Annotated in this window: 18 protein-coding genes; 5 read left to right on the top strand and 13 right to left on the bottom strand. The window is 36.1% G+C overall.

Features of this window, described 5'->3' with window-relative positions; all coding sequences use genetic code 11:
* Positions 1 to 28: 28 nt before the first annotated feature.
* The 3 genes from ACZ2G0_RS09340 (at position 29) to ACZ2G0_RS09330 (ending at position 3301) form a co-directional block, all read left to right on the top strand.
* Positions 29 to 1327 (top strand): amidohydrolase family protein, encoded by a 1299-nt coding sequence (locus ACZ2G0_RS09340; protein WP_470307393.1) that lies wholly within the window; start codon positions 29 to 31, stop codon positions 1325 to 1327.
* 2 nt (positions 1328 to 1329) lie between these two features.
* Complete coding sequence (locus tag ACZ2G0_RS09335; RefSeq protein ID WP_470307392.1) at positions 1330 to 1707, top strand: PH domain-containing protein; 378 nt, start codon at positions 1330 to 1332, stop codon at positions 1705 to 1707.
* 289 nt (positions 1708 to 1996) lie between these two features.
* Entirely contained in the window at positions 1997 to 3301 is a 1305-nt protein-coding gene (locus ACZ2G0_RS09330; protein ID WP_300286146.1) for an ammonium transporter, read from the top strand.
* Positions 3302 to 3423: 122 nt separating this feature from the next.
* Here the strand turns inward: ACZ2G0_RS09330 and ACZ2G0_RS09325 are convergent, their stop codons facing one another.
* The 3 genes from ACZ2G0_RS09325 to ACZ2G0_RS09315 are packed head-to-tail and all read right to left on the bottom strand — an operon-like array spanning position 3424 to position 8112.
* On the bottom strand, positions 3424 to 5469 hold the full coding sequence (locus ACZ2G0_RS09325) for a protein-disulfide reductase DsbD family protein (protein ID WP_470307391.1): 2046 nt from the start codon (positions 5467 to 5469) through the stop codon (positions 3424 to 3426).
* A gap of 2 nt (positions 5470 to 5471) precedes the next feature.
* The gene (tilS, locus tag ACZ2G0_RS09320) at positions 5472 to 6779 is read right to left on the bottom strand and encodes a tRNA lysidine(34) synthetase TilS (RefSeq protein WP_470307390.1); all 1308 of its coding nucleotides are present in this window, start codon (positions 6777 to 6779) and stop codon (positions 5472 to 5474) included.
* Between the two features lie 46 nt (positions 6780 to 6825).
* Positions 6826 to 8112, bottom strand: a complete 1287-nt coding sequence (locus ACZ2G0_RS09315) for an anthranilate synthase component I family protein (RefSeq protein WP_470307389.1) — start codon at positions 8110 to 8112, stop codon at positions 6826 to 6828.
* A gap of 244 nt (positions 8113 to 8356) precedes the next feature.
* On the opposite strand from ACZ2G0_RS09315, the gene ACZ2G0_RS09310 reads away from it, so the two are divergent.
* Complete coding sequence (locus tag ACZ2G0_RS09310; RefSeq protein ID WP_300288475.1) at positions 8357 to 8734, top strand: DoxX family membrane protein; 378 nt, start codon at positions 8357 to 8359, stop codon at positions 8732 to 8734.
* 65 nt (positions 8735 to 8799) lie between these two features.
* Here ACZ2G0_RS09310 and lpdA read toward each other — a convergent pair whose 3' ends face one another.
* Positions 8800 to 10203 carry a dihydrolipoyl dehydrogenase gene (lpdA, locus tag ACZ2G0_RS09305; protein WP_470307388.1) on the bottom strand — a complete coding sequence of 468 codons (1404 nt, stop codon included), beginning with the start codon at positions 10201 to 10203 and terminating at the stop codon, positions 8800 to 8802.
* A gap of 142 nt (positions 10204 to 10345) precedes the next feature.
* Entirely contained in the window at positions 10346 to 10804 is a 459-nt protein-coding gene (locus ACZ2G0_RS09300) for an Lrp/AsnC family transcriptional regulator (RefSeq protein WP_300288476.1), read from the bottom strand.
* Positions 10805 to 11111: 307 nt separating this feature from the next.
* On the opposite strand from ACZ2G0_RS09300, the gene ACZ2G0_RS09295 reads away from it, so the two are divergent.
* Positions 11112 to 12314 (top strand): aminotransferase class I/II-fold pyridoxal phosphate-dependent enzyme, encoded by a 1203-nt coding sequence (locus ACZ2G0_RS09295; protein ID WP_470307387.1) that lies wholly within the window; start codon positions 11112 to 11114, stop codon positions 12312 to 12314.
* A gap of 88 nt (positions 12315 to 12402) precedes the next feature.
* Here ACZ2G0_RS09295 and ACZ2G0_RS09290 read toward each other — a convergent pair whose 3' ends face one another.
* The 8 genes from ACZ2G0_RS09290 to ACZ2G0_RS09255 all read right to left on the bottom strand — a co-directional run bounded on the left by ACZ2G0_RS09290 (position 12403) and on the right by ACZ2G0_RS09255 (position 25734).
* Complete coding sequence (locus ACZ2G0_RS09290; protein WP_470307386.1) at positions 12403 to 13488, bottom strand: endonuclease/exonuclease/phosphatase family protein; 1086 nt, start codon at positions 13486 to 13488, stop codon at positions 12403 to 12405.
* A 69-nt stretch (positions 13489 to 13557) separates the two neighbouring features.
* Positions 13558 to 14022, bottom strand: a complete 465-nt coding sequence (locus ACZ2G0_RS09285; RefSeq protein ID WP_470307385.1) for a phosphotransferase — start codon at positions 14020 to 14022, stop codon at positions 13558 to 13560.
* Between the two features lie 139 nt (positions 14023 to 14161).
* Positions 14162 to 14989 (bottom strand): prolipoprotein diacylglyceryl transferase, encoded by an 828-nt coding sequence (gene lgt, locus ACZ2G0_RS09280; RefSeq protein WP_470307384.1) that lies wholly within the window; start codon positions 14987 to 14989, stop codon positions 14162 to 14164.
* 123 nt (positions 14990 to 15112) lie between these two features.
* Positions 15113 to 17521 carry a TonB-dependent receptor gene (locus ACZ2G0_RS09275; RefSeq protein ID WP_470307383.1) on the bottom strand — a complete coding sequence of 803 codons (2409 nt, stop codon included), beginning with the start codon at positions 17519 to 17521 and terminating at the stop codon, positions 15113 to 15115.
* 218 nt (positions 17522 to 17739) lie between these two features.
* Entirely contained in the window at positions 17740 to 19668 is a 1929-nt protein-coding gene (locus ACZ2G0_RS09270) for an amino acid permease (protein WP_470309840.1), read from the bottom strand.
* A 233-nt stretch (positions 19669 to 19901) separates the two neighbouring features.
* Positions 19902 to 22811 (bottom strand): FAD-binding and (Fe-S)-binding domain-containing protein, encoded by a 2910-nt coding sequence (locus tag ACZ2G0_RS09265; RefSeq protein ID WP_470307382.1) that lies wholly within the window; start codon positions 22809 to 22811, stop codon positions 19902 to 19904.
* Positions 22812 to 22945: 134 nt separating this feature from the next.
* Complete coding sequence (nagB, locus tag ACZ2G0_RS09260) at positions 22946 to 24871, bottom strand: glucosamine-6-phosphate deaminase (RefSeq protein WP_470307381.1); 1926 nt, start codon at positions 24869 to 24871, stop codon at positions 22946 to 22948.
* 113 nt (positions 24872 to 24984) lie between these two features.
* Positions 24985 to 25734 (bottom strand): DeoR/GlpR family DNA-binding transcription regulator, encoded by a 750-nt coding sequence (locus tag ACZ2G0_RS09255; RefSeq protein WP_470307380.1) that lies wholly within the window; start codon positions 25732 to 25734, stop codon positions 24985 to 24987.
* Positions 25735 to 25916: the final 182 nt, after the last annotated feature.

Here is a 25916-nt window from a genome sequence, read left to right as displayed (position 1 = left end):
CGACTCAATAATTGAAAAAACATATAATATGATACTTAAAAAACGATATATATTACTTTTAGCAATGAGTTTGTCTATGACCGCTCAGCATGCTCCTGCAGATAAGCAAACAAAATCTATTTTGATTATGAATGCTACGGCACACCTTGGAAATGGACAAGTAATCCAAAATAGTGCTATTGGCTTTAAAGATGGAAAACTAACTCTAGTCGCTGATGCTACCCAAATACGATTAGCGCAGGGTGCCTACGATACAACAATCGATGCTACAGGAAAACATGTTTATCCGGGATTTATTGCTCCTAATTCGACTTTAGGATTAGTCGAAATTGACGCTGTTAAATCCTCAGACGATGAGAGCGAAATAGGCGATTTTAATCCTAATGTAAGAAGTATTATTGCTTACAATGCGGAATCAAAGGTAATTGAAACAGTGCGTCCAAACGGAATATTAATTGCACAAATAACACCTCGCGGCGGGAGAATTTCTGGAGCTTCTTCAATTGTACAATTGGATTCTTGGAATTGGCAAGATGCAATTATGAAAGAGAACGATGGAATTCATATGAATTTTCCTTCCTCTTTTAATAGAAACGGTTGGTGGGCTGAACCTGCAGCTTCAAACCTTAATAAAAACTACAGTAAACAAGTAGATGAAACCAGAGCATTTCTTGTCAATGCTAAATCTTATATCGCAGAACCAGGTAAAGAAAGGAATCTAATTTTTGAATCAACCAAAGGCTTATTTGATGGAACACAAACTTTATTCATCCATGCTACAAATGAACTTCAAATAGTAGATGCCATAAATTTAGCGAAAGAAAGCGGAATCAAAAAAATAGTTATCGTTGGCGGTTTTGAAGCTTACAAAGTTGCAGACATGCTAAAAAAGAATGATGTTGGAGTTTTATTACAGCGCGTTCACGAGATGCCTGAAAACGATGATGACGATGTTAATTTACCGTATAAAATGGCAAAAATCTTAGTCGATAAAGGAATTGTTGTTGGATTAGAAAACAGTGGTGAAATGGAAAGAATGAACACTAGAAATCTACCTTTTCTTGCCGGTACTTGCGCCGCTTACGGTTTAGATAAAGAACAAGCATTGCAGTTAATCACTTCTAACACAGCCAAATTATTGAGTATTGACAGCGTTTGCGGAACGCTAGAAGAAGGCAAAGACGCTACTTTATTTGTATCAGAAGGCGATGCACTTGACATGAGAACCAATAAGTTAACACAAGCTTTTATTCAAGGCAAATTGCTAAACTTAGATAATCACCAATCCAAGTTAAATGAAATTTACAAGAAAAAATACAACCAATAATCATGGGAATATTTAATGCCATTTTAGGAAATGCGTCAGAAGTTACTATTGAAAAAGTAACTAAAGAATTTGAACCGATTCTAATCGATGGGGAACAAATCGAAAAAGCGTATAAGGTAATTCGTGATATGTTTATCTTTACAAATAAGCGATTAATTCTTGTCGAAAAACAGGGCGTTACTGGTTCTAAGGTAGATTATCAATCGATACCCTACACTAGTATCAAGAAATTCTCCAAAGAAAGTGGTGGAATAGTTGACCTTGATGCCGAATTAAAAATATGGATTACAGGGGAAACAGTTCCTATTAAAAAGCAATTTGGAAAAGACAATAACATAAACGAGGTGTACAAAATTTTAAGTACACATATTTTAAGTTAACCAAATTTCATAGGTACTTAGTACTTTTTAAAAATCAGACCCATAACTACTAGTTAACGGTCTGATTTTTTTTTTAGAATGGCTTTAAAAAACTTCAAAAAAACTTTAAATACGCTCAAAAACACGAATCGCAATTACAAAAATTTATTTTTATCCTATACAAAATATCAATACCCTCAAAATTTAGGGGTGCAAAATACGTAATTGATAAAAATAAGCAACATACCCATACTTTTTCAAGGGATAAATAATGATTTAATATATTTGTTTAAACTTAAACCAAAACAAAATGAGAAAAATTATTTTAAGTGTGACCTTAATCTCACTGTTACTCCTAACCCTGTTTTCCAGTTTTATCTTAAACATCAACCCTGCACCTAAGGTAGCAGCGGTCTTTGATACCGGTGATACCGCTTGGATGATTGTTGCAACAGCCTTAGTTTTAATTATGACTCCAGGACTAGGTTTCTTTTACGGTGGCATGGTAGGTAAAAAAAATGTTATCAGTACGATGCTTCAAAGTTTTATGGCAATGATCATTGTCACCTTACTATGGGTGGTAGTAGGATTTAGTCTTTCTTTTGGAACATCAATAGGAGGTTTCATAGGTGACCCAACCGAATATTTCATGTTTCAAAATGTAAATATCAATACCGCTTGGGGAACAATACCTTTTATGCTTTTTGCCTTATTTCAAGCCAAATTTGCAATTATCACACCCGCATTAATTACAGGTGCTTTTGCTGAAAGAATTCGTTTTTGGGCCTATATGCTATTCATGTTACTTTTTATCCTTTTTGTCTATACTCCACTTTGTCATATGACATGGCACGCAGATGGATTTTTCTTTAAAATGGGCGTTCTTGATTTTGCAGGAGGAACTGTAGTTCACATGAGCGCAGGTTGGGCTGCTTTGGCTGGAGCTATGTTTTTAGGAAAACGTAAAACACAAAAATCAAACCCAGCTCGTATTACTTATGTTTTACTTGGAACTGGACTATTATGGTTTGGATGGTTTGGATTTAATGCAGGATCGGCTTTAGCCGCAAATGGTTTAGCTGTACAAGCATTAGGAACAACTACTGTTGCAGCTGCCGCAGCTGGAATGGCATGGATTTTTTATGATAAAATCCTCGGACATAAAGTCTCTGCTATGGGAGCTTGTATTGGAGCAGTTGTCGGGTTAGTAGCTATTACACCAGCTGCAGGATTTGTAACAATTCCTCATGCTATTTTCATTGGTGCTTTCGCTGCAATTGTTAGTAATGTTGTGGTTAGTAAATTCCCTAAAGGTAAAATCGATGATGCGTTAGATGTGTTTGCTTGTCATGGTGTTGGTGGTATGGTAGGAATGTTGCTAACTGGTGTTTTTGCTTCTTCTGCAGTAAACCCAGGTGTAACTGATCAAGGATTAATCTTTGGAGAAACTACCTTATTTACACACCAATTAATTGCATTAGTGATTGTATCTGTTTTTGCATTTGCAGTTTCTTACTTCTTGTTCTTTATCGTAAACAAAATAACACCGCTACGTGTTACAGAAGATAAGGAAGAAATGGGATTAGATATATCTCAACACGGAGAATTCTTGTAGTTCAACACAATCCACATAAAAAAGTCCTTGAAGTAAATTTCAAGGACTTTTTTGTTTTAGAATTGGTGACAAATGCACTTTCAAAAGTAATGCAGTTCTCTAATTGAAAATCACGGTACTATTTATTTCTTGAAATTAGCGATACCTGTTTTAAGCCAGTTTTCATACTCAGCTACTCCAACGTAGCTAATAGTAGGTTTAGCAGTATTTAAACTGTTCCCTTCTAAATCTGTTAAAACATACAAAGGTTGGGTATTCGTTTTATAAGTCGAAATCATAAAGTCGGTCCACTTGTCCCCTACTGTTTCAATTTCAGCTCCTGTTGTTTTTGACACAAACTGCTCTTCTTTAGGTAAAGCGCGTTTATCATCGACATACAAAGAAATCAAAACGATTTGATTCGAAAGAATAGGTAAAACGTTCCCATCAGACCATACATTGTTTTCCATTTTCCGACAATTCACGCAAGCATAGCCTGTAAAATCAATCATAATGGGTTTATTGACCGTTTTGGCGTAAGCCAATCCTTTGTCATAATCTTCAAAAACCATGATACCATGCGGACCCAACTTGGCACCCTCAGGTAAAACTTCGGTCGAAGCCACTGATGCTCCACCTAGTCCTCTTGGGCTTTCGCTGTATTCTATGGTTGGAGGAAAAGCACTTATTAATTTTAAGGGTGCACCCCACAATCCTGGAATCATATAAACAGTAAAGGTTAATACTAATAATCCCATCATTAATCGTCCTACTGAAATATGCGTTAACGGACTATCATGAGGTAAAGTGATTTTTCCGAATAGGTAGAAGGCTAATGTTCCAAAAATCGCTATCCAAATCGCTAAAAACACTTCTCGTTCTAGCAAATGTAATTGTAATACCAAGTCGGCATTGGATAAGAATTTAAAAGCTAATGCCAATTCTAAAAATCCTAGAACAACCTTAACCGTATTCAACCAACCGCCTGATTTAGGTAAGGAATTTAACCATCCTGGAAACATAGCAAAAAGCATAAAGGGCAAGGCTAATGCCAATGAAAAACCTAACATTCCGATTATTGGAGCAATTCCGCCTTTAGATGCAGCTTCCACAAGCAACGTACCGACGATAGGTCCTGTACAAGAGAAAGATACAATTGCCAGGGCTAATGCCATAAATAAAATACCTACAATACCACCTCTATCCGCCTGGCTATCGACTTTGTTTGCCCATGAATTAGGCAACATAATCTCGAATGCTCCCAGAAATGAAGAAGCAAAAACAACCAATAGCACAAAGAAAATAATATTAAACCAAACATTAGTAGACAACGCATTCAATGCTCCCGCACCAAAAATCCAAGTTACTAAGAAGCCCAATATAACATAAATAACAATTATGGAAACCCCATAAATAATAGCATTTCTGATTCCGGCAGCTCTCGTTTTACTTTGTTTGGTAAAAAAACTAACCGTCATTGGGATCATAGGGAAAACGCAAGGCGTTAAAAGAGCGGCGAATCCAGAAAGAAAGGCTATAAAAAATATAGACCATAATCCACGGGTTGTAGTAGTATCTTCTGGAGCAATAGCAACTACTTCTTTAGTACGATCACTGGCGTCGTAGACATTGCTTTCGCCTAAACTTGGCGTTAAGGAATCAACGGCAACCGAATCCGAAGCTACTGCTGCAGTTGGGATTTCAGTACTTGCAGTCGTTGGCGCAGCAGCCACCGAAGCCATTGCTGGAATAGCAAATGTGAATTTTTTCTCTTGATTGATACAAACTTCCTTACACACTTGGTAATTTAAAGTCGCATCAATTTTAGTCAGCTTTGGATTAGTAATTGTTACCTCTTGCCTTATTTGAGCTTTTCCTTCAAAGAAAGTCTCATTAACCTCAAAGATATCGTTGTAGGCTGTTCTCGTTTTACTTTCTTTGGCCTTACCAACTAAAGTAAAATTCCCTTTTTGATTTTTAAAAGCAACTTCTAATTGTAGCGGTCCACCATCAGGCGTAAACTGAGAATACATATGCCAATCTTTCTCCAGTACAGCATCAAAAACAAGAACAAAGGTATTCTCTGATTTCTTCTCTATTTTGGTTGTCCATTTTACAGGGTCTAACATTTGGGAATTTGCATTGGCAAAAGCCAAGAAAGAGATGAGTATAAATAGTATTTTCTTCATTATTATATTTCTAATTTCAGGATATTTTCTGTGTTATTTTCTATTTTAAATCGTTCATCTTGGCGCAAGCCTACAACCCATACAATGGCATTTGCAGACCATAAAATCCAAATATTTTCTTTAGCAACGACGGATAATTTTTCGTCCTTGAAAAACTTACTGAGTTTTTTCGTTTTTCCATTCATCCCAAAAGGTTGAAAAGAATCTCCTTCATTCCACTTTTGTAAAACCAATGGATAGACCAATTTACTCTCGTCAACAAAGATAGTAGTATTCGATGAAGTGGATAAATCCTCTACCTTGGTAATGGATAACTTTAAGGGAATCTTAACGTCTTGCTCTCCTTTCTCGATGTAATACACTTCCCCATTCGAATTGGATTGCAACGGAACAAGTAGTAAATGGTCGCGATCTTTGATCAATCTATACTCCACACTGTGGACTTGTTTTCCGGATTGACTTTCGACTAAATCATAGATATCATCCCAAGCGGTGAAACCAAATTCTTTAAGCCAATGGTACAAATACGATTTGTAATTCGCTAAGCGCTTGAGTTGTGCAAGATCAAACTGAATCGTATCGCCGTTTTGCTCCGCAACTTGTTGATAGACCATAATAGCGGCATCCTCAACCATGGCTTGTGCTTGCTGCAAATACGTTTGTGTATTTTGAAAACTATCAATAAAATGCGGATTCATTGCCTTAAACAAAGGAACAAGATCGTGTCTAATTTTATTTCGTAAGTATTTATTGGAAGCATTACTGCTGTCTTCGCGCCATTGCAAATGTGTTTCAGTTGCATAATTTTCGATTTCCTCCCGAGAAAAAAGTAAAAGTGGTCTAATGATTTTGTCGTTCTGAGCTGGAATTCCCACTAAACCATCTAAGCCGGTTCCTCTGCTTAAATTAATCAAAAATGTTTCGATGTTGTCGTCGGCATGGTGCGCTGTCAAGACATAATCAAATTGCTCCTCCTCCAATAATTCATAAAACCAATTGTATCGCAGTTCACGCGCCGCTACTTGTGTAGAAAGCTTATAATCTTTGGCGAAAGCCGTCGTATCAAACTGCGTTGCAAAAAGTGGGATATTATTTTTCTCCGCATAATCCTCTACAAATTTTTGATCCTCAAAACTCTCGACGCCTCTCAACTGAAAATTGCAATGTGCCAGTGCTATTTGATAGGGTAATTGACAAAATAATTGAGCCATCACCATGCTATCTAAACCACCGCTAGTGGCAAGAAGCAGTTTTTTATTTTGTAAAAACGGAAAGTTTTGGGTGATATGAGCTTGTAGTTTTTCTAGCATTCTTCAAAATTAAAGATTATTAATCTATCTACAAATTATAGTCTGCTTATTCTAACACCTCGCGCATGGCTTTTGCTTTTAAAAGGCATTCTTCGTATTCGTTTTCGGGCACAGACAAAGACGTAATAGCACTTCCAACTGAAAAAGAAACATATTGATTTTCTTGATTATACAAGATGCTACGAATAACCACATTGAAGTCAAAATCGCCATCGGGTGTAAAATAACCAACGGAACCGCTGTACAATCCGCGTTTGGTCTCTTCTAATTCCTCGATAATTTTCATAGCCGAAATTTTGGGTGCTCCAGTCATACTTCCCATCGGAAATGATTTTTTGATGGCTTCAATTGCCGAATATTGTGGATCTAATTTTGAGGTGACCGTCGAAATCATTTGGTGTACCTGCAGGAAAGAATACACTTTACACAACTCAGGTACTTGTACGGAACCACGCTGGGCTGTGTGTGATAAATCGTTTCGCACTAAATCTGTAATCATGATGTTTTCCGATCGCTCCTTAGGGTCTTGTGCTAATGATTTTTTAATAGACTCATCTTCTTCAGTAACCAAAGATCGTTTTGCTGTCCCTTTTATAGGTTGCGAAATCAAGTCTTGTCCTTGTTTTTTCAGGTAGCGTTCAGGCGATGCCGAAAGCAGAAACTGTTTATTATTCTTAAAAAAGACAGCAAAAGGCGGCTGTGAAATTTTGTTTAGTTTAAAAAATTTATCAAGAGGATTCAGTATGGCATTTTGAGCATAGAACTCCATGCAAAAATTAGCTTCGTAAATGTCACCACGCTGAATTCGTTCCAACAAATTGCCGACTTTTTCAATGTACTTATTTGGGGTGATTCGCTGCTTGATTTCAAATGTTTTCTCTTGAATATCCTCATGTAAAATTTGGGATACTATCTCCTCAAAATCAAGTTCTAACTCATCATCACACATGCCTAAATATTGAATTTCGACCGCATCTCCATTAATTAAAAATAGTTTTTTAGGTTGAAAAAAGAATAAATCAGGAAAATGTAAGCCGTCAAAATTAGCAGATTGTAATGGTTCTAAATCATTTTTAAGATCGTAGGATAGGTAACCAAAAAGCCAATCTCTAGTAGTTTGCTGGTATTGTGCTAAATCGTCAAATGCATTATAAAAATCAGTTTTTAAGGAGGTAAATGCATCTACGGCTAACACGCAATCATAACTAGAATAGCCATGATCGTACTCATTACTATCTAAATAAACGAGCTCGCGAAATTGTTGCGACCAAGTTAACAGCTGTTTTTTAAACAATTTAGGGTCTGAAATAGGCTTACTAACGGATACTCTCAAGGTGATAATTTGCTTTAAAACTCAAAATTACGATAAAAAAAATCCTTTAATATGACATAATCTTAAAAATCAGTTCTTTTTTTTCGTAAATTTACTAAAAGGCACTGAAAGTAAAATACTTGTAATTTTGAATTCAACCTGTTTTTATACTTTAGAGGCCAATGGTAATACGATGATGAAAGAGAATTAAAGCGCCCCAGACTTGCAGCAATTTTACTCATGTAACCAATAAAACCTATATATTATGAAAATTGCAACGATTATTATTCGAATTATGCTAGGTCTTTTATTTTTGTACACTTCAATTAGCTATTTTTTTCACCTAACACCCGAGCCAGCATCAACTGGCGAATTTAAAGCATTTCAAGTAGGGTTAGTTGCTTCCATGTATTTGTTGCCACTCGCAAAGGCAGTAGAATTACTGTGCGGACTCTCTTTTCTTACCGGCAAATACATGACATTAGCTAATATTATGATCTTTCCTGTAACCTTAAACATCTTACTAATCAACTATTTTTTGACTCCTGAAAACTTGCCTATTGCTATTTTTGTTTTCGTTGGAAACATCTTTTTGATTTTCACCCATTGGGATAATTACAAAAGTTTATTTCGAGCTGATTAATAGCTCTAAAATAAAAAAGCCCGTATTGTTCACACAAGACGGGCTTACTTTAAAAACTATTTTTATTAAACGTGCAATGCTCTATTATCAGTAGCTGCTAATGCTGCTTCTTTGATTGCTTCCGCAAAAGTAGGGTGTGCGTGTGACATTCTTGAAATATCTTCAGCAGATGCTTTGAATTCCATTGCAACCACTGCTTCAGCGATTAAATCAGCCGTTCTAGCTCCAATCATGTGAACTCCTAATACCTCATCAGTAGTAGCGTCAGCTAAGATTTTTACGAATCCGTCTAAATCAGCACTTGCTCTCGCACGACCTAATGCCTTGAAAGGAAAACTTCCTGATTTGTATGCAATTCCCGCTTCTTTTAATTGTTCTTCGGTTTGACCAACGGCAGCTACTTCTGGCCAAGTGTAAACAACGCCCGGAATCAAGTTGTAATCGATATGTGGTTTTTGACCAGCTATTAATTCAGCAACCATCGTTCCTTCTTCTTCCGCTTTATGAGCTAACATGGCTCCCCGAACTACATCACCAATTGCATAGATATTAGGTACATTAGTTTGTAAATGATCGTTTACTTCTACTTGTCCTCTATCCGAAATTTTCACTCCCGCTTTATCCGCATTCAATCCATCTGTGTACGGACGACGACCTACTGAAACTAATGCGTAATCACCTTCAAGAGTGATGATTTCTCCTTTTGCATTTTCGGCTTGAACAGTTACGGCATCGCCAGCTCTTTCTACCGATTTTACTTTATGAGAAACATAGAATTTCATTCCTTGTTTCTTTAATACTTTTGTCAATTCTTTAGATAATGAACTATCCATTCCTGGAATGATTCGGTCCATATATTCAACAACTGAAACTTGCGCTCCTAGACGTAAATACACTTGACCTAGCTCGATACCAATTACTCCACCACCAATAATTACTAAATGTTTAGGAACTTCTGGTAATTTTAATGCTTCAGTCGATGTAATGATTCTTTCTTTATCGATTGTGATAAAAGGCAAATTAGATGGTTTAGAACCTGTAGCAATTATGATGTTTTTTGCTTCAACAGTTTCTGATGTTCCATCCGCTTTTGCAACTGCAACATGAGTTGCATCTACAAAAGATCCTAATCCTTCAAGTACTGTAATATTATTTTTGTCCATTAAATATTTCACTCCACCTGAAGTTTGGTCAACGACTGCTTGCTTGCGAGCCACCATTTTTGCCAAGTTTACTTTTACTTCACCAGTAAGTTCGATTCCGTGATCTTCGAAATGCTTGATTTCAGCATAATGATGAGAAGAAGCTAACATGGCTTTAGAAGGAATACATCCTACGTTAAGACAAGTACCTCCAAGAGTTGAATATTTTTCGATAATGGCTGTTTTGAAACCCAGTTGTGCACAACGAATCGCTGATACATATCCTCCAGGTCCAGAACCTATAATGACTACGTCAAATGAATTCATAGTATATTGTTTTATATATTATTTTAATAAAAAGTGCTACAAAATTAAGGAATTAAGTTTTGTTTGAAGATCTAAAAACCAGATTTTTTGTGAAGTAATTGCATTCTAATTTGTCTAGAAGCGATTTTTGCACTTGAAAACACTACAACGCTATAGTTGTTGTGTTTTTTACTTCACTAATCATAAAGGTGCTTTGTGTGCTCCCAATATGTTTGAGCGTAGTCAATTTAGTTACCAAAAACTCCCGATACGCTTCCATATCCTTTACCACAATTTTCAAGATGTAATCGTAATCACCACTTACATGATGGCACTCCAGCACTTCGTTGAGTTTGACTACTTCGCTTTCAAAATGAGTGAGGAATTCATGTGAATGTTGAATTAATTTTAAATGACAAAAAACGACAAATCCTTTCTCGACTTTTGATTTATCGAGTACTACCACATATTTATCAATGATTCCTTCGCGCTCTAACTTTTTGATACGCTCATAAACAGCAGTAACAGACAGATTGAGTTTTAAGGATAATTCTTTATTGGTTCTTTTACTATCGGTTTGCAGTAAAAGAAGTAGTTTTTTATCGACAGCGTCAAGATTCATAGTACAGGTTTTTACAGTTTGAAATAAAATCTACTAATTTTAATTTATTGATCAAAAAACCAAAAATTAAACTGTAAAAATACAAATTAGTAGTTTAAAAATCTATATTTAAAACAGATACTTGATTAATAAACTGTAATACTGTTAATTTGATTTAGGTTTGGACTACTCCACGCCTTTAGCCCAGATAGTAGCGGCATCTCCCGATTTAGAAAAACAAAGCTTTTTTCAAGCTGTAGTTTTTATTGATTGGGAATATAGCGAATAGCTGGAATAAGCTCCTAAAAAAAACTAAAAAACATAGCATATGAAAAATTTCAATCCTGCAGACAACATTCAAGATTTACAGTACTTTGGTGAATTTGGTGGAGTAAATCCGTCCATTTCTGATTCGTCGACCTATACCTTTTTATCAGCAAAAACCATGTTTGATACTTTTGAAGGGAATATGGAAGGTTGTTACCTGTATTCGCGTCACTCCTCGCCTAGTAACTTATACTTAGACCAAGCGCTTGCTGCGATGGAAGGAACAGAATCAGCTAATGTTTCGGCCTCAGGAATGGGTGCTATTACCCCTACACTATTACAATTGTGTGGCACTGGTGATCATATTGTATCGAGCCGCACGATTTACGGTGGTACCTATGCGTTCTTGAAAAACTTCACACCAAGATTGGGTATACAAACTACTTTTATTGATATCACTAAATTGGATAGTGTCGAAGCAGCTATTACGCCAAATACCAAGGTTTTGTATTGCGAAACAGTAAGTAATCCTTTGCTTGAAGTAGCAGATATTGCTGGATTGTCTAAAATTGCAAAGAAACATAATTTGACGTTGGTGGTTGATAATACGTTTTCGCCACTATCCGTATCGCCTGCTAAATTAGGAGCTGATATTGTGATTCACAGTTTAACGAAATACATTAACGGTAGTAGCGATACTGTGGGTGGTGTAACTTGTGCTTCGCAGGAGTTTATTAACAAACTTAAGGATGTAAATAGTGGAGCAAGTATGCTTTTAGGTCCAACAATGGATAGTTTACGATCAGCGAGTGTAATGAAAAACATGCGTACGCTACACATTCGTATGAAGCAACACAGTCATAATGCGGCTTACCTAGCGGAGCGTTTTGAAAAAGACGGTTTAAAAACGGTTTACCCTGGATTAGCGAGTCACCCGAGTCATGCAATTTATTCCGGGATGATCAATCCTGAGTACGGTTATGGAGGAATGATGACTATAGACGTGGGTTCTTTGGCTCAAGCCAATGCTTTAATGGAGTTAATGCAGTCTAAAAATCTTGGGTACTTAGCAGTGAGTTTAGGATTTTATAAAACATTGTTTAGCGCACCTGGAACCTCAACATCAAGCGAAATCCCGATGGAAGAACAAGCAGAAATGGGCTTGACCGATGGATTAATTCGTTTCTCGATAGGATTAGATAATGATATTGAAAGAACATATCAAATGATGAAGGCTTGCATGAAAGAACTTTCTATTTTGTAATAAAATAAACTAGTACATTTAAAATCCGTTGTAGAATAAGCTACAACGGATTTTTTTTTTGTTTGGTAGGTCTAAAACCATCTAGCGATTAGTTCTCATTTGGAGTTGGAACATCGTTGCTATCGCCACCATTTTCAACAAGAGTTTCTTCTGCCCTTTCGTGATCGTCTTGATCGGCTTCGATTCCTTCTTGAACAACTCCTTCTTGAAGTGTAAAAGCAAGCGAAGTATATAACGGAAAGTGATCAGAGCTAATCGATGGCAATCGTTGGATCGAACACAAGGTAAAATGGTTACTATGAAATAAATGATCCATTGGCCAGCGCGCAATGGGAACTTGAACATGAAACGTATTTAACATTCCGCGTCCTATTCTAGGATCTAACAAACCGCTAATTTTACGAAAAAGTCGTGTTGTCGACGACCACGCCACATCATTAAGGTCGCCAGCAACAAGTACGGGCTGATCACTTTCGGCAATACTTTTGGCTACTGCAATTAGTTCGGCATCGCGCTGGGAGGATTCGACATTTTCGGTGGGACTTGGCGGCGCAGGATGTAAGAAATGGGCTCTCACTAAATCACCTGAACGCAATTCGATCGCTACATGTATCGAAGGAATATCATCTTCAATTAAAAACGAAATCTCTGCATCATGCAAAGGCAATTTGGAGTACACATGCATCCCATAAAGGTTATCCAAGGGACATTTAACGGTGTATGGCATGGAAACTTCTAAAACTGAAAGTTGTTGCTCCCACCACAAATCAGACTCTAAAGTCACCAAGATATCTGGTTGATACGCATCGACTAATTGCAACAAGGCCGCAACATTCCTATTAGGTGTGAGTACATTAGAGCTTATAATACTCAGTTTTCGATCAGGATTAGCATCCTTGCAAGACGCCACCTCCTTCGACCATAGCACTGTATAAGGTAAAACCCACCATAATTGATATAACAAACAAATGAGAACTACTACAAAAATCCCTATCGTTAAAGACTTTTTAAAATCAAGGGACAAAACAGCCGCTACCAAAATAGCGATTGCGAAAACCGAAATTTGTGCACGAGGAAAATCCATGCTCCTCACAATCCAATGCTTATTGCGTGACAGAGGCAAAACCGTACATAAAACGATTAAAAAAGCACAAATACTAATAACTATGAACATATAAATACTGTTTAAATCGCGATTAATTTTCTTTTAGAATGAACTGTAATTAAACAATAATCCTATTTATTAGATTTCCTCTTTATTGTAGTATGACATCCAGTTTTTAATTCTGCCCGTATACATTTTGAGATAATTTTCGGTAAAAAAAATATTGGACCAATCATATCGCTGCGCTTGTATTCCTATATAAAAAATAAATATAGCGGCTCCAGCTTCAGGAATCAGTTCAAGTTCATCAGCTGCTAAAGGTCTCTTTTTACGATAATCTTCTATAAAACTTCGCACTTTATCTTCATACAAGTTCTTGTCTTGTTCGATAAAAAACAATTGTTTACAAAAGTAGCCTACATCTAATATAAGCCGACCCGTGCCATAATTATCAAAATCAAATATAGTAATTTCATTCTCTTGGTCGACACTAAAATTATCATACCACATATCGAGATGTACGATTCCGCTCTTACCGCTATCAGAATCTTTGAAGGATAAAGCTTCTCCTATCTGTAGACCTGTTCTTTTCAGGAAAATCATTTCTTCTAGATCCTCAGAGAAAAAATTTTTCGGATAAAGTGGACGCGCTTACTGGAAATACCGACATAATTTAATGTAAAACAGTTTAAAAATTTGGTTACAAGCAATTTTAATAGGTTCACTATCAAAATCATAAATATTATTTTGCTTCCTTAGTTCGGATGCTTTTATTAATAAAATAAACTCCAATGATTATAAATGGAATACTCAATATTTGACCCATGTTTAAAAGCATTCCATTTTCAAACTCAACTTGGTTGATCTTTACAAATTCAATTAGAATTCTCATTACAAAAATTAATGTGATCGCATATCCAAAATAAAAGCCTTTGCCAATTTTTATCTTTTTAGATCTGTAAATAGCGTAAATCGTGATAAAAATCATCAAATAAGCAATTGCTTCATATAGCTGTGCAGGATGCCTAGGTATATTATCTATCCTGCTAAAGACAAAGGCCCAAGGCATATTAGTTGGATTTCCTATCATCTCTGAATTCATCAAATTAGCCAATCTAATAAAAGTTGCGCCCAAAGGAGCAACTACAGCAATCAGATCGAGAATCATCATGTATTTTATTTGATACTTTTTAGCATATAAATAAAGGGCAAGCAATAAACCCAAAGTACCACCATGACTAGCTAGACCCGCATAACCAATGAAGTGATAAGACCCATTAGCTGTTTTTTGAATAGGTAAGATAATTTCAAGCAAGTGTTGCGAATAGTAGTCAAAATCATAGAAAAAACAATGTCCTAATCTTGCGCCTACAAATATCCCAATAATACCATACATGAATAAAGCTTCATGCGCTTCACTCGAAAGCTTTTCTGCTTTAAAAATGCCTTTTAGAATATACATGCACAGCAACAATCCTGATGCAAATAAGAGTCCGTAATATTTTAATGGGAAACCAAAAATAGAAATAATTTGATCGTTAAAATCCCAATTTATATACAATGCAGTCATACAATTTATTAGTTATTAGAATTAAATGCGTGGTGCATTATGGTTTCGTTTTTTTTATTTTTAGTTATTATCAACATAAGATTTAGTCGATTTCAGCAATTATCCAACCCTTACTCTTCCTGATTAAAATTTATAACTATACCCAACACGAATTACCTGAGTTTCGTAGTAATCATTGCTAGTATAATCAAAACCTTGACCTGTAATTTCTTTTCTGGTAATCATGGTATTAAATAAATCGGTGGCGTTCATAAACAGCTCTCCTTTTCCTTTTTGAATTGCTTTTTTTACCCCTAGATCAATTGAAAATCGCGACTTAATTTTTCCTTGCGGAATAATATCTGGTGCCAAATAAATCGCTGTTAATTGCGCACTAAAATCCTTGCGGAAGTTAAAGGTATTATTCAATTTTACATTTCCAGAAATAATTTGCTGCTGGTCTGCAGAAAAGGTGTTTAAAACGGGATATTTATTTTCAACAGTAAATGCATCGATTTGATTCCTGTACCCATTCAAATTAATATTGAACGAATACAATTTTGACACTTCTTGGCTTAAAACGACCTCTAAACCGCTATTGAAACTTTTTTTCACATTTTGAAAAATGGCATAAATAATAGGACTTCCCGCAACAGTACTCGAGATTCTAGTTATGGTACCATCAGCAAAACGATGGTAGGCAGCAGTATACAAACTTCCTTTTTCCCAATTGTTTTTAAAACCAAGTTCTACTGAATTAGTGAATTGTGGTCGCAAGGCTGGGTTTCCTACTTTAATAATTTCGGCATCGTCATATTTCGGAAAAATACGAATATCGACTTCATTCGGTCGGTCTACTCTTCGATTGTAAAAAGCCGACAGTTTGTTGTTATCATTGATTTTATAGGCTAAACGAAAATTAGGAAAGGGCTGCGTATAATTGTATCTATCAGTTGTATAAACAGGATGATCTTCGTTTACATCATATTCTATTTTCACATACTCTATTCTTAAGCCAACCTCTGCTTCCCATTTATTGTTTTCAAAAATATAATTCCCATAAAGGGCAGGAATTAATTCTTTGTAAGTTGCCGCTCCACCTGCACTAGCATCTAAAACCGAATTTGCGCCTGGCATAAATTGCATATTAGTTGGAATACTTCGGTTACGAAGTTTTAAACCTGTTTCAAGTCGACCGTACTTTAATGGTTTGATGTAATCCAAATTAAAATCATACACTTGCTCATCTGACAAAAGCTTAAACGCATCATTACCTGTTGAAGAAGGTAAAAAATTATCATAGAAATATTTCTCGTCCTCCCTGTGAAAGGTATAATTAAAACCAATGTTTAATAAACGACCCGCTTCTTTAAACTTATGTTGGTAGGCTGCAGTTGCCATCCAAGTCGTTTTCAATTCATCTTCAAGAAATTGCCAAAATCTGCGGCGCTGTGAATAATCTGCATTAAAAAACGGTTGATCTCCGCGATCAATGATTTTCTCTGAACCAAAAAGTCCCGAAATAGTCAATGAATTTTGGTCGTTAATAGCATAATCAACTCCCGTTTTCAAAGTAGTAAAATGGGTGTTCCTATTTCTTTTTAGTTGCGAATTAATAATAGCACCATCGTCATACGTTCGCGTCACAAATTCATTTTTATTCAACGTTTCGGTGTACAAATAATCACCTTGGAAAAACACATTTACTTTGTCCTTCTTATAATTTAAGGAAACAGTAGGATTAATTTTGGGGGTAAAAGTATATTGTGGTCGAATGGTTGGCAAGTTCTCTTTTCGAATCCATAATGATCCTAAACCGGTGGTATAACCTAGCTTCCCATTAAAACCGTTTTTTCTGTTCTTTTTGTAAATTATATTAATGATTCCCGCATTTCCATTCGCGTCGTATTTCGATGAGGGATTATTGATGATTTCTATCTTTTCTATGGCCGATGCTGGAATATTATCCAAGCCTGATTGGCCACCAAAACCCGTAATCGCTGTTTGTTTCCCATCAATAAGCACAGTCACTTTATCATTTCCTCTTAGCTGAACTTTACCATCTTGAACTGTGACACTGGGTAAATTTTGCATAGCTTGAAGCACTGAACCACCCGTTTGACTGATATTATCTTGAAGTGAAAAAGTCTTTTTATCCATCTTGTCACTAATTTCACTTGCTTTGGAGGTAATTACGACTTCATTAAGTTGGTTTAGATTCTCAACTAGTTCAATCGCATTAAGGTCCAAAAATTCAGAAAGCGTTCCTACATATAACTCTTGCCTTTTAGTGCTGTAACCCAAATAAGAAATTTCTAAAAAGTATTTCCCCGATTTTGTGTTGGATAAAGTAAACCGACCTTCTTCATTTGTAATTGCGCCACTTACGAAAGCATTGTCCTTTTCTGTTTTTAAAACTACATTCACGTACGGTAAAACGATCTGGCTCTTACTATCTTTAATTAGACCCGATATTGTGACATTTTTTTGTGAATGGATAACCGAAATAAAAATTAGTTGTAACAGTAAAGTCAGTATTATTTTTAATCGCATAACAGCAGTATCTTTTAGAAATTGAATGTAAAAGTAAGTGATTTTAAGTTATGCCGTTGGTCAATATTTAGTTAATAAAGCACCAAAATCGATATGATCTAACCCGTATTTACTGCAATCAGTAGTACGTCAGCTTTAATTTTCTAGTTACGATCTCAAAAAAAAAAAAAACCGTCCTGAAATACTCAGAACGGTTTTTTTGCTTTCAAGCCTATACTTTAAGCATCTTTCCAATTCAACTTACTGTTTTTTCGGCTAAAGCCAAAGTAAATCGTAAGTCCGATTAGTAACCAAATGGTAAAGTAAATCCAATTCCAAACGCTTAACTCCGCCATCATGTACAAACAGCTCACCAAACCTAATAAAGGAATCAATGAAAGGTTTTCACGGAATGACCAAAATGTTAATCCTACCAATACAAATAAGAAAATCCACATTGGAATTTTATGTTTGAACAAAGCAAAACCACTTTCATATTTTAAGTCATTGTCAATTGGCAAATTGCCTACAACCTCTGCATATTTGGCATCGTCTTGCTGATATTGGCTCAATAAATTTTCTAAATCTAATTTTTCAGTTGTAGATTTTGCTTCAAGACCTATTAAATAATCGTATACTTTTTGAGAATCTTCTTTGTTTAGCGAAGTGATAATATCAGTTGCATTTACAATTTTAGCTTCATTAGTAATAAAGCCCATTGTCGCTTTGTTATTATAATTAAAAGCATAAATCAGTCCAGCAGCTAGCATAAAAGGAACGACATACTTTGAATTCACGTAGGGTGTTTTGAATTTCCCACGCGGAATATCTTTTTTATTTTGAAGTACTAAAACTCCAGCACAAACCAATACAAAAGCAAACAAAGTACCTATACTACAAAGATCCGTTACCATTGTTAAGTTTAAAAACAAGGCCGGAACTGCAACTACAAAACCGGTTACAACAGTAGCGTACGAAGGCGTTTTGAATTTTGGATGTACTCTAGAAAATTTCTTTGGCAACAAACCGTCACGACTCATACTCATCCAAATACGAGGTTGTCCCATTTGGAAAACCAACAGTACACTTGCCATAGCAATTACAGCACTTACTGCAATAATTCCCGACATCCATTTTAAATCTAATTTAGCAAATACAAACGCTAAAGGATCACCTACATCAAGTAAGCTATAGTTGACCATTCCGGTTAAAACTAAGGCGATGATCACGTACAACACAGTACAAATAATAATGGCCCACATCATCCCTCTCGGTAAATCGCGTTGTGGATCTTTACATTCCTCAGCTGTTGTTGAAATCGCATCAAAACCAATGTAAGCAAAAAACACTGCCGACACTCCTTTTAACACTCCGCTGACACCATTTGGTGCGAAGGGAGTCCAATTATCAGTATCTACATAAAAAACACCCACTGCAATTACGAGTAAAATGATACACAGTTTTACAACTACCATCATATTACTGGCATTACGAGATTCCTTCATTCCACGATAGACTAAAGCTGTAATTAAGACAATAATAAATAAGGCAGGTAAATCAGCTACAAAGTGAAAAGATCCTATTGTAGGCGAAGTTGTCCAAGCCATATAAGACGCTTTTAGTCCTTCGCTTAAGTTTTCGTATGATTTTCCGCTTTGCATTAATGCCGTTGCGTCTTTAAAGCCGTTTGATGCTGTTAGGTAATCCATTTGTATCCACTGCGGGAGATGAATGCCACCACTTTCGAGTAAGCCCGTGAAATAATCACTCCAAGAAATAGCAACGGTAATATTACCAATAGCATACTCCATAATCAGTGCCCATCCTATAATCCAGGCAATTAATTCTCCAAAAGCTACGTACGAATAGGTGTAGGCACTTCCAGAAACGGGAACCATCGATGCAAATTCAGCGTAGGCAAAGGCAGCAAAACTACAAGCTAATGCCGTAAAAATAAATAAGAAAATAACCGCAGGACCTCCATCAGCACTCGCCTTTCCGATCGTACTAAAGATACCTGCACCAATGATAGCGGCGATACCAAAAGCAGCTAAATCTCTGGCTGTCAAATGCCTTCCTAATGCATTATGCCCATCGGATTCATTTTGCTCTACTTGCTTTAAAATATCTTGAACTGTTTTTTTTCTAAATAAACTCGAACCCTTCATATGTTGCTTTTTCTCATTAAAACTTACTATCTTCTTCATAAAATTTAATTATTTCTAAAATAATCCTCATTTTATTCGAAATCCAAATGTATAAAACTAATTTAATTTTTACTGATTTAACGCCTTGTTTTTTGGTATTTCAAAATTAAAAACCAGATTAGCATGCCACAAGACCATCAAAACATTCAAAATAATAAACGATATGATAGGTACCTTTTTGCTTCATTTTAAATTTATTTGAGACAATTTCTCAAAATTGAAACGGGATGCTGCGCCTTGCGGTTAGTTCCATCAAATATTTGATGACGGCAACTTGTTCCTGCGGCCGCAATGGCCACCGTTGCCTCGGTTGCTCTTACTTTCGGGAATAAGGTGTCTTCCCCCATTTGCATGCTAATGTCATAATGCTCTTTTTCGTACCCAAAGGACCCCGCCATACCACAACAGCCCGAATTGTATATCGTCACCGCTGCATTTTTAGGGAGGTTTAGCATAGCAAAAGTGGCTTCAATCGAACTTAACGCTTTTTGATGGCAGTGGCCATGAATTTTTATTTGCTTCGCTTCTTCCGTAAATAGATCAGCGTGTATTTTTCCCTTTGTGATTTCGTTCTTGAAAAACTCCTCAATGGTCAAAACATTCTTAGCCAATTGGTTGGCATCTGTTTTATTTTCTGCTAAACGCAAATACTCGTCTCTAAAAGTCAATATCGCCGAAGGTTCTAACCCTACAAGCGGACAATCATCGGTAATAAGTGGTGCAAAAGTCGAAACATTTTTAATCGCAATTAGCTTCGCCTCTTCTAAAAATCCTTTGGAAATTAAGGCTCTTCCACTCTCTTCGTGATTTACTATTAAAACCTGATATCCTAACTGTGTTAAAAGCTCAAAAGCGTCAATTCCTACTTGCACATCATAGTAATTGGTAAACTCGTCAATAAATAAGTACAATTTCCCTTTTAGAAATTCTGATTGAGTTCTTTCCTGTTTATCAATCCATTTTCGAAGCGTTTGCGGCGCTAATAATGGAACTTGGCGTTCAGGAGCAATTCCCATTCCTTTTTTAACAAATGATAAATTAGCAACAAAATTGGTGAATGAGGGAAACAAACTTCCCATGGCGTTCATCTTAGCATTATTAGCAAAAATTTTATTTCGGAATGTAAAGCCATTCGCTTTTTGATATTGGTATAAAAATTCGGCTTTAAGCGATGCAACATCTACATTCGATGGACATTCGCTAGCACAGGCTTTACAGCTCACACAAAGATCAAACACTTCGTATAGTTCTTTATGATCGAATTTATTCTCTTTTTCAGATTGGGTTAAATATTCTCGTAGTGCATTGGCGCGGGCACGAGTCGTATCCTTTTCATTTCGAGTGGCGCGGTAACTTGGGCACATGGCTCCTCCGGCCGATGGTAACTTACGGCAATCTCCTGAGCCGTTGCATTTTTCAGCAGCTCTTAAAATCCCCATGCTATCTGAGAAATCTTGGAGGGTTTGCACCTCTGGCTCTACCCTGCCCGTTTCAAAACGGAAATTCTCGTCCATTTTCAAGGCATTTACAATCTTCCCCATATTCAAAACTGAATTCGGGTCGAAAGCCAATTTAACACGCTTTAATAATTCATAGTTTTTTTCACCAATCATAAACGGTAAAAATTCACCACGTACAATTCCGTCACCATGTTCACCACTTAACGAGCCTCGGTATTTTTTTACCAAAACAGCCACTTCTGTAGCAATATTTCTGAATTGATGCACCCCTTCTGCCGTTTTTAAATTCAAAACAGGTCTAAGGTGTAATTCGCCCGCTCCAGCATGCGCATAGTAAATTGCACTTTGACCGTGGCGCTCCATCATTGCCGCAAAATCAGCGATATAGGCAGGCAAATCACTTAGTTCAACTGCAGTATCCTCAATAGAATCCGCTGCTTTATCGTCACCCACTATACTTCCAAGTAAACCAAGACCCGCTTTTCTTAGTTCATTTACCTTATCAATATCAGCTCCGTATAACTTTGGTGAAGCATATCCAAAATGATGCGCTTCTAAATCTTTAATTAATGCATTTGCCTGATTTTCGGCATCTTCCATACTCACATGAGAAGCGACTTCAAAGAGCATAATCGCTTTGGGTTCACCCTGAATAAAAAACCTGTTTTTGCTTTGCTCTTTATTTGTTTTGGTACAATCTAAAATGGTGTCATCAATCATTTCGCAAGTGTACAAATGGTGTTTCATAGCGATCATCACCGCTTCTAAACTTTCTTGAATACTCGTGAAATGCGCCACTACCATTATATTATTGGTTGGCGGTAGATCATCCAGTTGTAAAGTTACTTCAGTTGTAAAAGCAAGAGTTCCCTCGCTTCCGCACAGTAATTTCCCAACATTTATAGTTGATTGGCTTCCGCCAAAGAGGTCTGATTGCAACAAAATATCGACAGCATAACCCGTATTTCGTCGGTGAATTTCGGGCTTTGGAAACTCTTTTATTATTTCATTTTGGATTTCCTTATTCGAAAGTTCTTCGTACAATAATTTGTAAATAGCACTTTCAAGTGTATCGCCTTGCTTTTTTGAAAGAAATTCACTTGAAGTCAACTCTTTGAATGTCGCCTGCGAACCATCACTTAAAATCGTTTTGATCTCAACAATCTTATCGCGAGTTACACCATACCGAATCGAAGTTGTTCCAGAAGAATTATTACCAACCATACCTCCTACCATACATCGATTGGAAGTAGAAGTATTGGGTCCAAAAAACAATCCGTGTGGTTTTAAATATAAATTAAGCTCATCCCTAATTACTCCAGGTTGAACAGTAACTGTTTTTTTAATTGGATCGAAAGATAAAATCTTAGTAAAATACTTAGACACGTCTACAACGATTCCGTTTCCTATCGTTTGACCGGCAAGCGACGTACCTGCAGTGCGTGGAATAAGAAAAACACCATGCTCGTTTGCAAAATGAATTAACTTTACAATATCGGCATCCGTCTTGGGTAAGGCCACGGCCAAAGGCATAATACGGTAAGCCGAAGCATCTGTGGCATACAACGTTTTATGAAGATCATCGAATAAAAGCGTGCCATCTAATGATACTGCTAATTGTTGAAACTGATGTGTAGTAAGCATTTTGAATTGGGTATTGCTTTTGTTTTTACAAATATAATTTATAGTTTGATAATTATAGTACCAGCAAACTACTAAAATATCATTAAAAAATAACTTTCAATTTTACGGAGCATGTAGAACAATTACTTTAATATTTAATAATCAAAGCGTTTAAAGGCTTCGATTGCCTCATACTCAGCAAGCCCTAAATCATCATATATTTTAGCCGTATTTTTATTTCTATCCTCAGCTCTTACCCAAAATTCTCTTGAATCAGAACCTTGAAACATTACCCTATCCTTTTGAGACTGATGATACAAAATAGCATGCCTTTTCAATAAAACCTCATCCGGACTTAATGGTACCGCCATGTCAATCTCGTCGATGTCCCATTCATGCCAAGCACCACGGTATAGCCACAGCCAACAATTAGTCATGTCTATTTTTGTTTTTAATTTTCCCATTGCTTCAAAAATAGCGTTCAAACACACTTCATGAGTTCCATGCGGATCAGCTAAATCTCCCGCAGCGAAAACTTGATGCGGTTTGATTTTTTCTATAATCTCCGTAACTATAGCTACATCCTCTACTCCTAAAGGATTTTTTTTAATTTGTCCCGTTTCGTAAAAAGGAAGATCTAGGAAATGAATATTTTCATCCTTTAATCCTATGTAACGTGTCGCTGCATATGACTCTCTACGTCGAATAAGCCCTTTTAACTTTCGAACTTCAATTGAATCAATTTGATTTTCGGTTTTACTTTTTAGAAACTCAATTGCTGACTTAAAATTAATTTCATTTTGGTCGCTTCCTATGAAGTCATTAGCTACTTCAGCAAACTTTAGTGCTTCGTCATCGGTTACAGCAATATTGCCCGAAGTTTGGTATACGACATGAACGTTGTGTCCTTGTTTGATTAGCTTAGAAAAAGTTCCTCCCATGGAGATAACATCGTCATCTGGATGCGGACTAAATAGGATAATGTTTTTCACCGAAGGATTTGCTCTTTCTGGTCTATTCCTATCATTAGTGTTCGGTTTACCTCCGGGCCACCCCGTTATAGTATGTTGCAATTTATTAAACATATTTATGTTCATATCGTAAGCAGAACCTTCTTGCGCTAATAAGTCGGACATACCATTATTGTTATAGTCCCTGTCAGTAAGCTTGAGAATAGACTGCTTGGTTTTTAAACAAAGCCAAACTATCGCTTTGCTTTTCAGTTCCTGAGTCCAAACGCATTCGTCAACTAGCCAAGGAGTGTCAAGTCGTGTTAAATGGGATGCTGCTGATTGATCTAAAACAAAGGTAGTATTAGAATGATTTTGTAAAAAAGTAGCAGGGATTTCAGGACTAATATCACCTTGTATTGTTCGCTTTACAATTGCTGCTTTATTTTGTCCCCAAGCAAGTAGAACAATTCTTTTAGATCTTAAAATGGTAGAAACTCCCATAGTAATAGCTCTTTTGGGAACGTTACTTATCCCATTAAAGTCTGAAGAAGCGTCTACCTTAGTAATATGATCAAGCGTAATTAGTCGTGTTGCCGAATTTGTGTGGGATCCAGGCTCATTAAAACCAACATGACCCGTACGTCCAATTCCTAACAGTTGAAAATCGAGACCGCCAACATTCTTTATTTTTGCTTCATAATTTGCGCAATATTGATTTAAGTCTTCCATCAACACTGTACCATCCGGTATGTGCACATTCTCAGCTTTAATGTCAATATGATTAAAAAGATGTTCGTGCATGAAGTAATGGTAACTTTGATTATTCTCCTTCTTCATTGGGTAATATTCATCCAAATTAAAGGTAATAACACTATCAAAACTCAAACCTTCTTCGCGATGCATTCGAACCAATTCTGCATAGACAAGTATTGGTGAAGATCCAGTTGCAAGCCCTAAAATGCACTTTTCTCCTCTTGCTTGTTTTGCCCGAATCAAATCCGCTATTTCCAAAGCAACAATCTTAGATGCTTCTTGAGAGTTTTTAAAAATCTCACTATGAATTTTCTCAAAACGAGTGGTTTCGTATTTACCAGGAGCTACATAATTGAGGTTGCGAATAGCTGTCATATTTGATGTTTTAGTATAGTTAATTCAACAAATATAAAAAATTAAAGCATTCAATATGCAATAAAATGCATTATTTACCTAATTTTAATTTAAATACCGCAAAATACCGCATATTATAGAATTGTTACACCAGCATCTTTATAACTTTGAAGGACATTATCATTTGGATTTAAGTCAGTTACAATAGTATTTAAACGATTAATGCCACACACCACATGTGGTGTTTTACTATTAAGTTTGTCAGCAGTAAACATGGAAACAACTTTGTCTGAAGCTTCTAGCATCGCTTTTTTCACAATAGAAACCTCATACCCAACTTCAGTTAATCCCTGCTCTATGTTAATACTACTAGCACCCATAAAACAGATATCAGCTTTAATCTTTGACAAAACTTGCAGCACATCTATACCTATAGTAACCATTGCATTTTTTTGCATCTTACCTCCAATAAATATCAAATCAATATTTTGATATTGTGATAATTGCATCGCTATTGGCAGGCTATACGTGTAAACCGTGGCACTTAATAAAGGAGGAATTAACTTTGAAAAAACTAAATTTGTAGTACCTCCGCTCATAATTATTACCTGTCCGTCGTGCAACAAGGAAAGCGCTTTAAGGCCAATTGCTTTTTTCTTTTTTTCATTAGAAATAGTGATATCAAACACGCTTTTCTCCTTATTTACGATAGGAATCGCCCCACCATAGACTTTTTCGAGTAAGCCTTTTTCGTGCAGTTTCAAAAGATCTCTTCTTATCGTATCTTCTGACAAACCTAAAACCTCTGCAAGCTCAATAGTATTAACACGTTGTTCTTCAGCTAATTTAGCCATTATAAAGTTACGCCTTTCTGCTTTTAACATATTTATTCAATAAATTTATGATGTACAAATGTATTAAAATAAATGATTCCAAATTAAGCTATGCCAAACGAAACAAGATTAAAAAAGAACTACCACAAAACAAAATTTGCGTTTTGTTGCGTTTTTTGACTTAAAAATAAAAATAATTCGAAAAACATTGCAATTATTTAAAGTAAATAGAT

Source organism: Flavobacterium sp. KKT103, from assembly GCF_055640565.1.
Note: the sequence above shows the minus strand (reverse complement) of the source record. Positions and strands in the feature narration are given on the sequence as shown.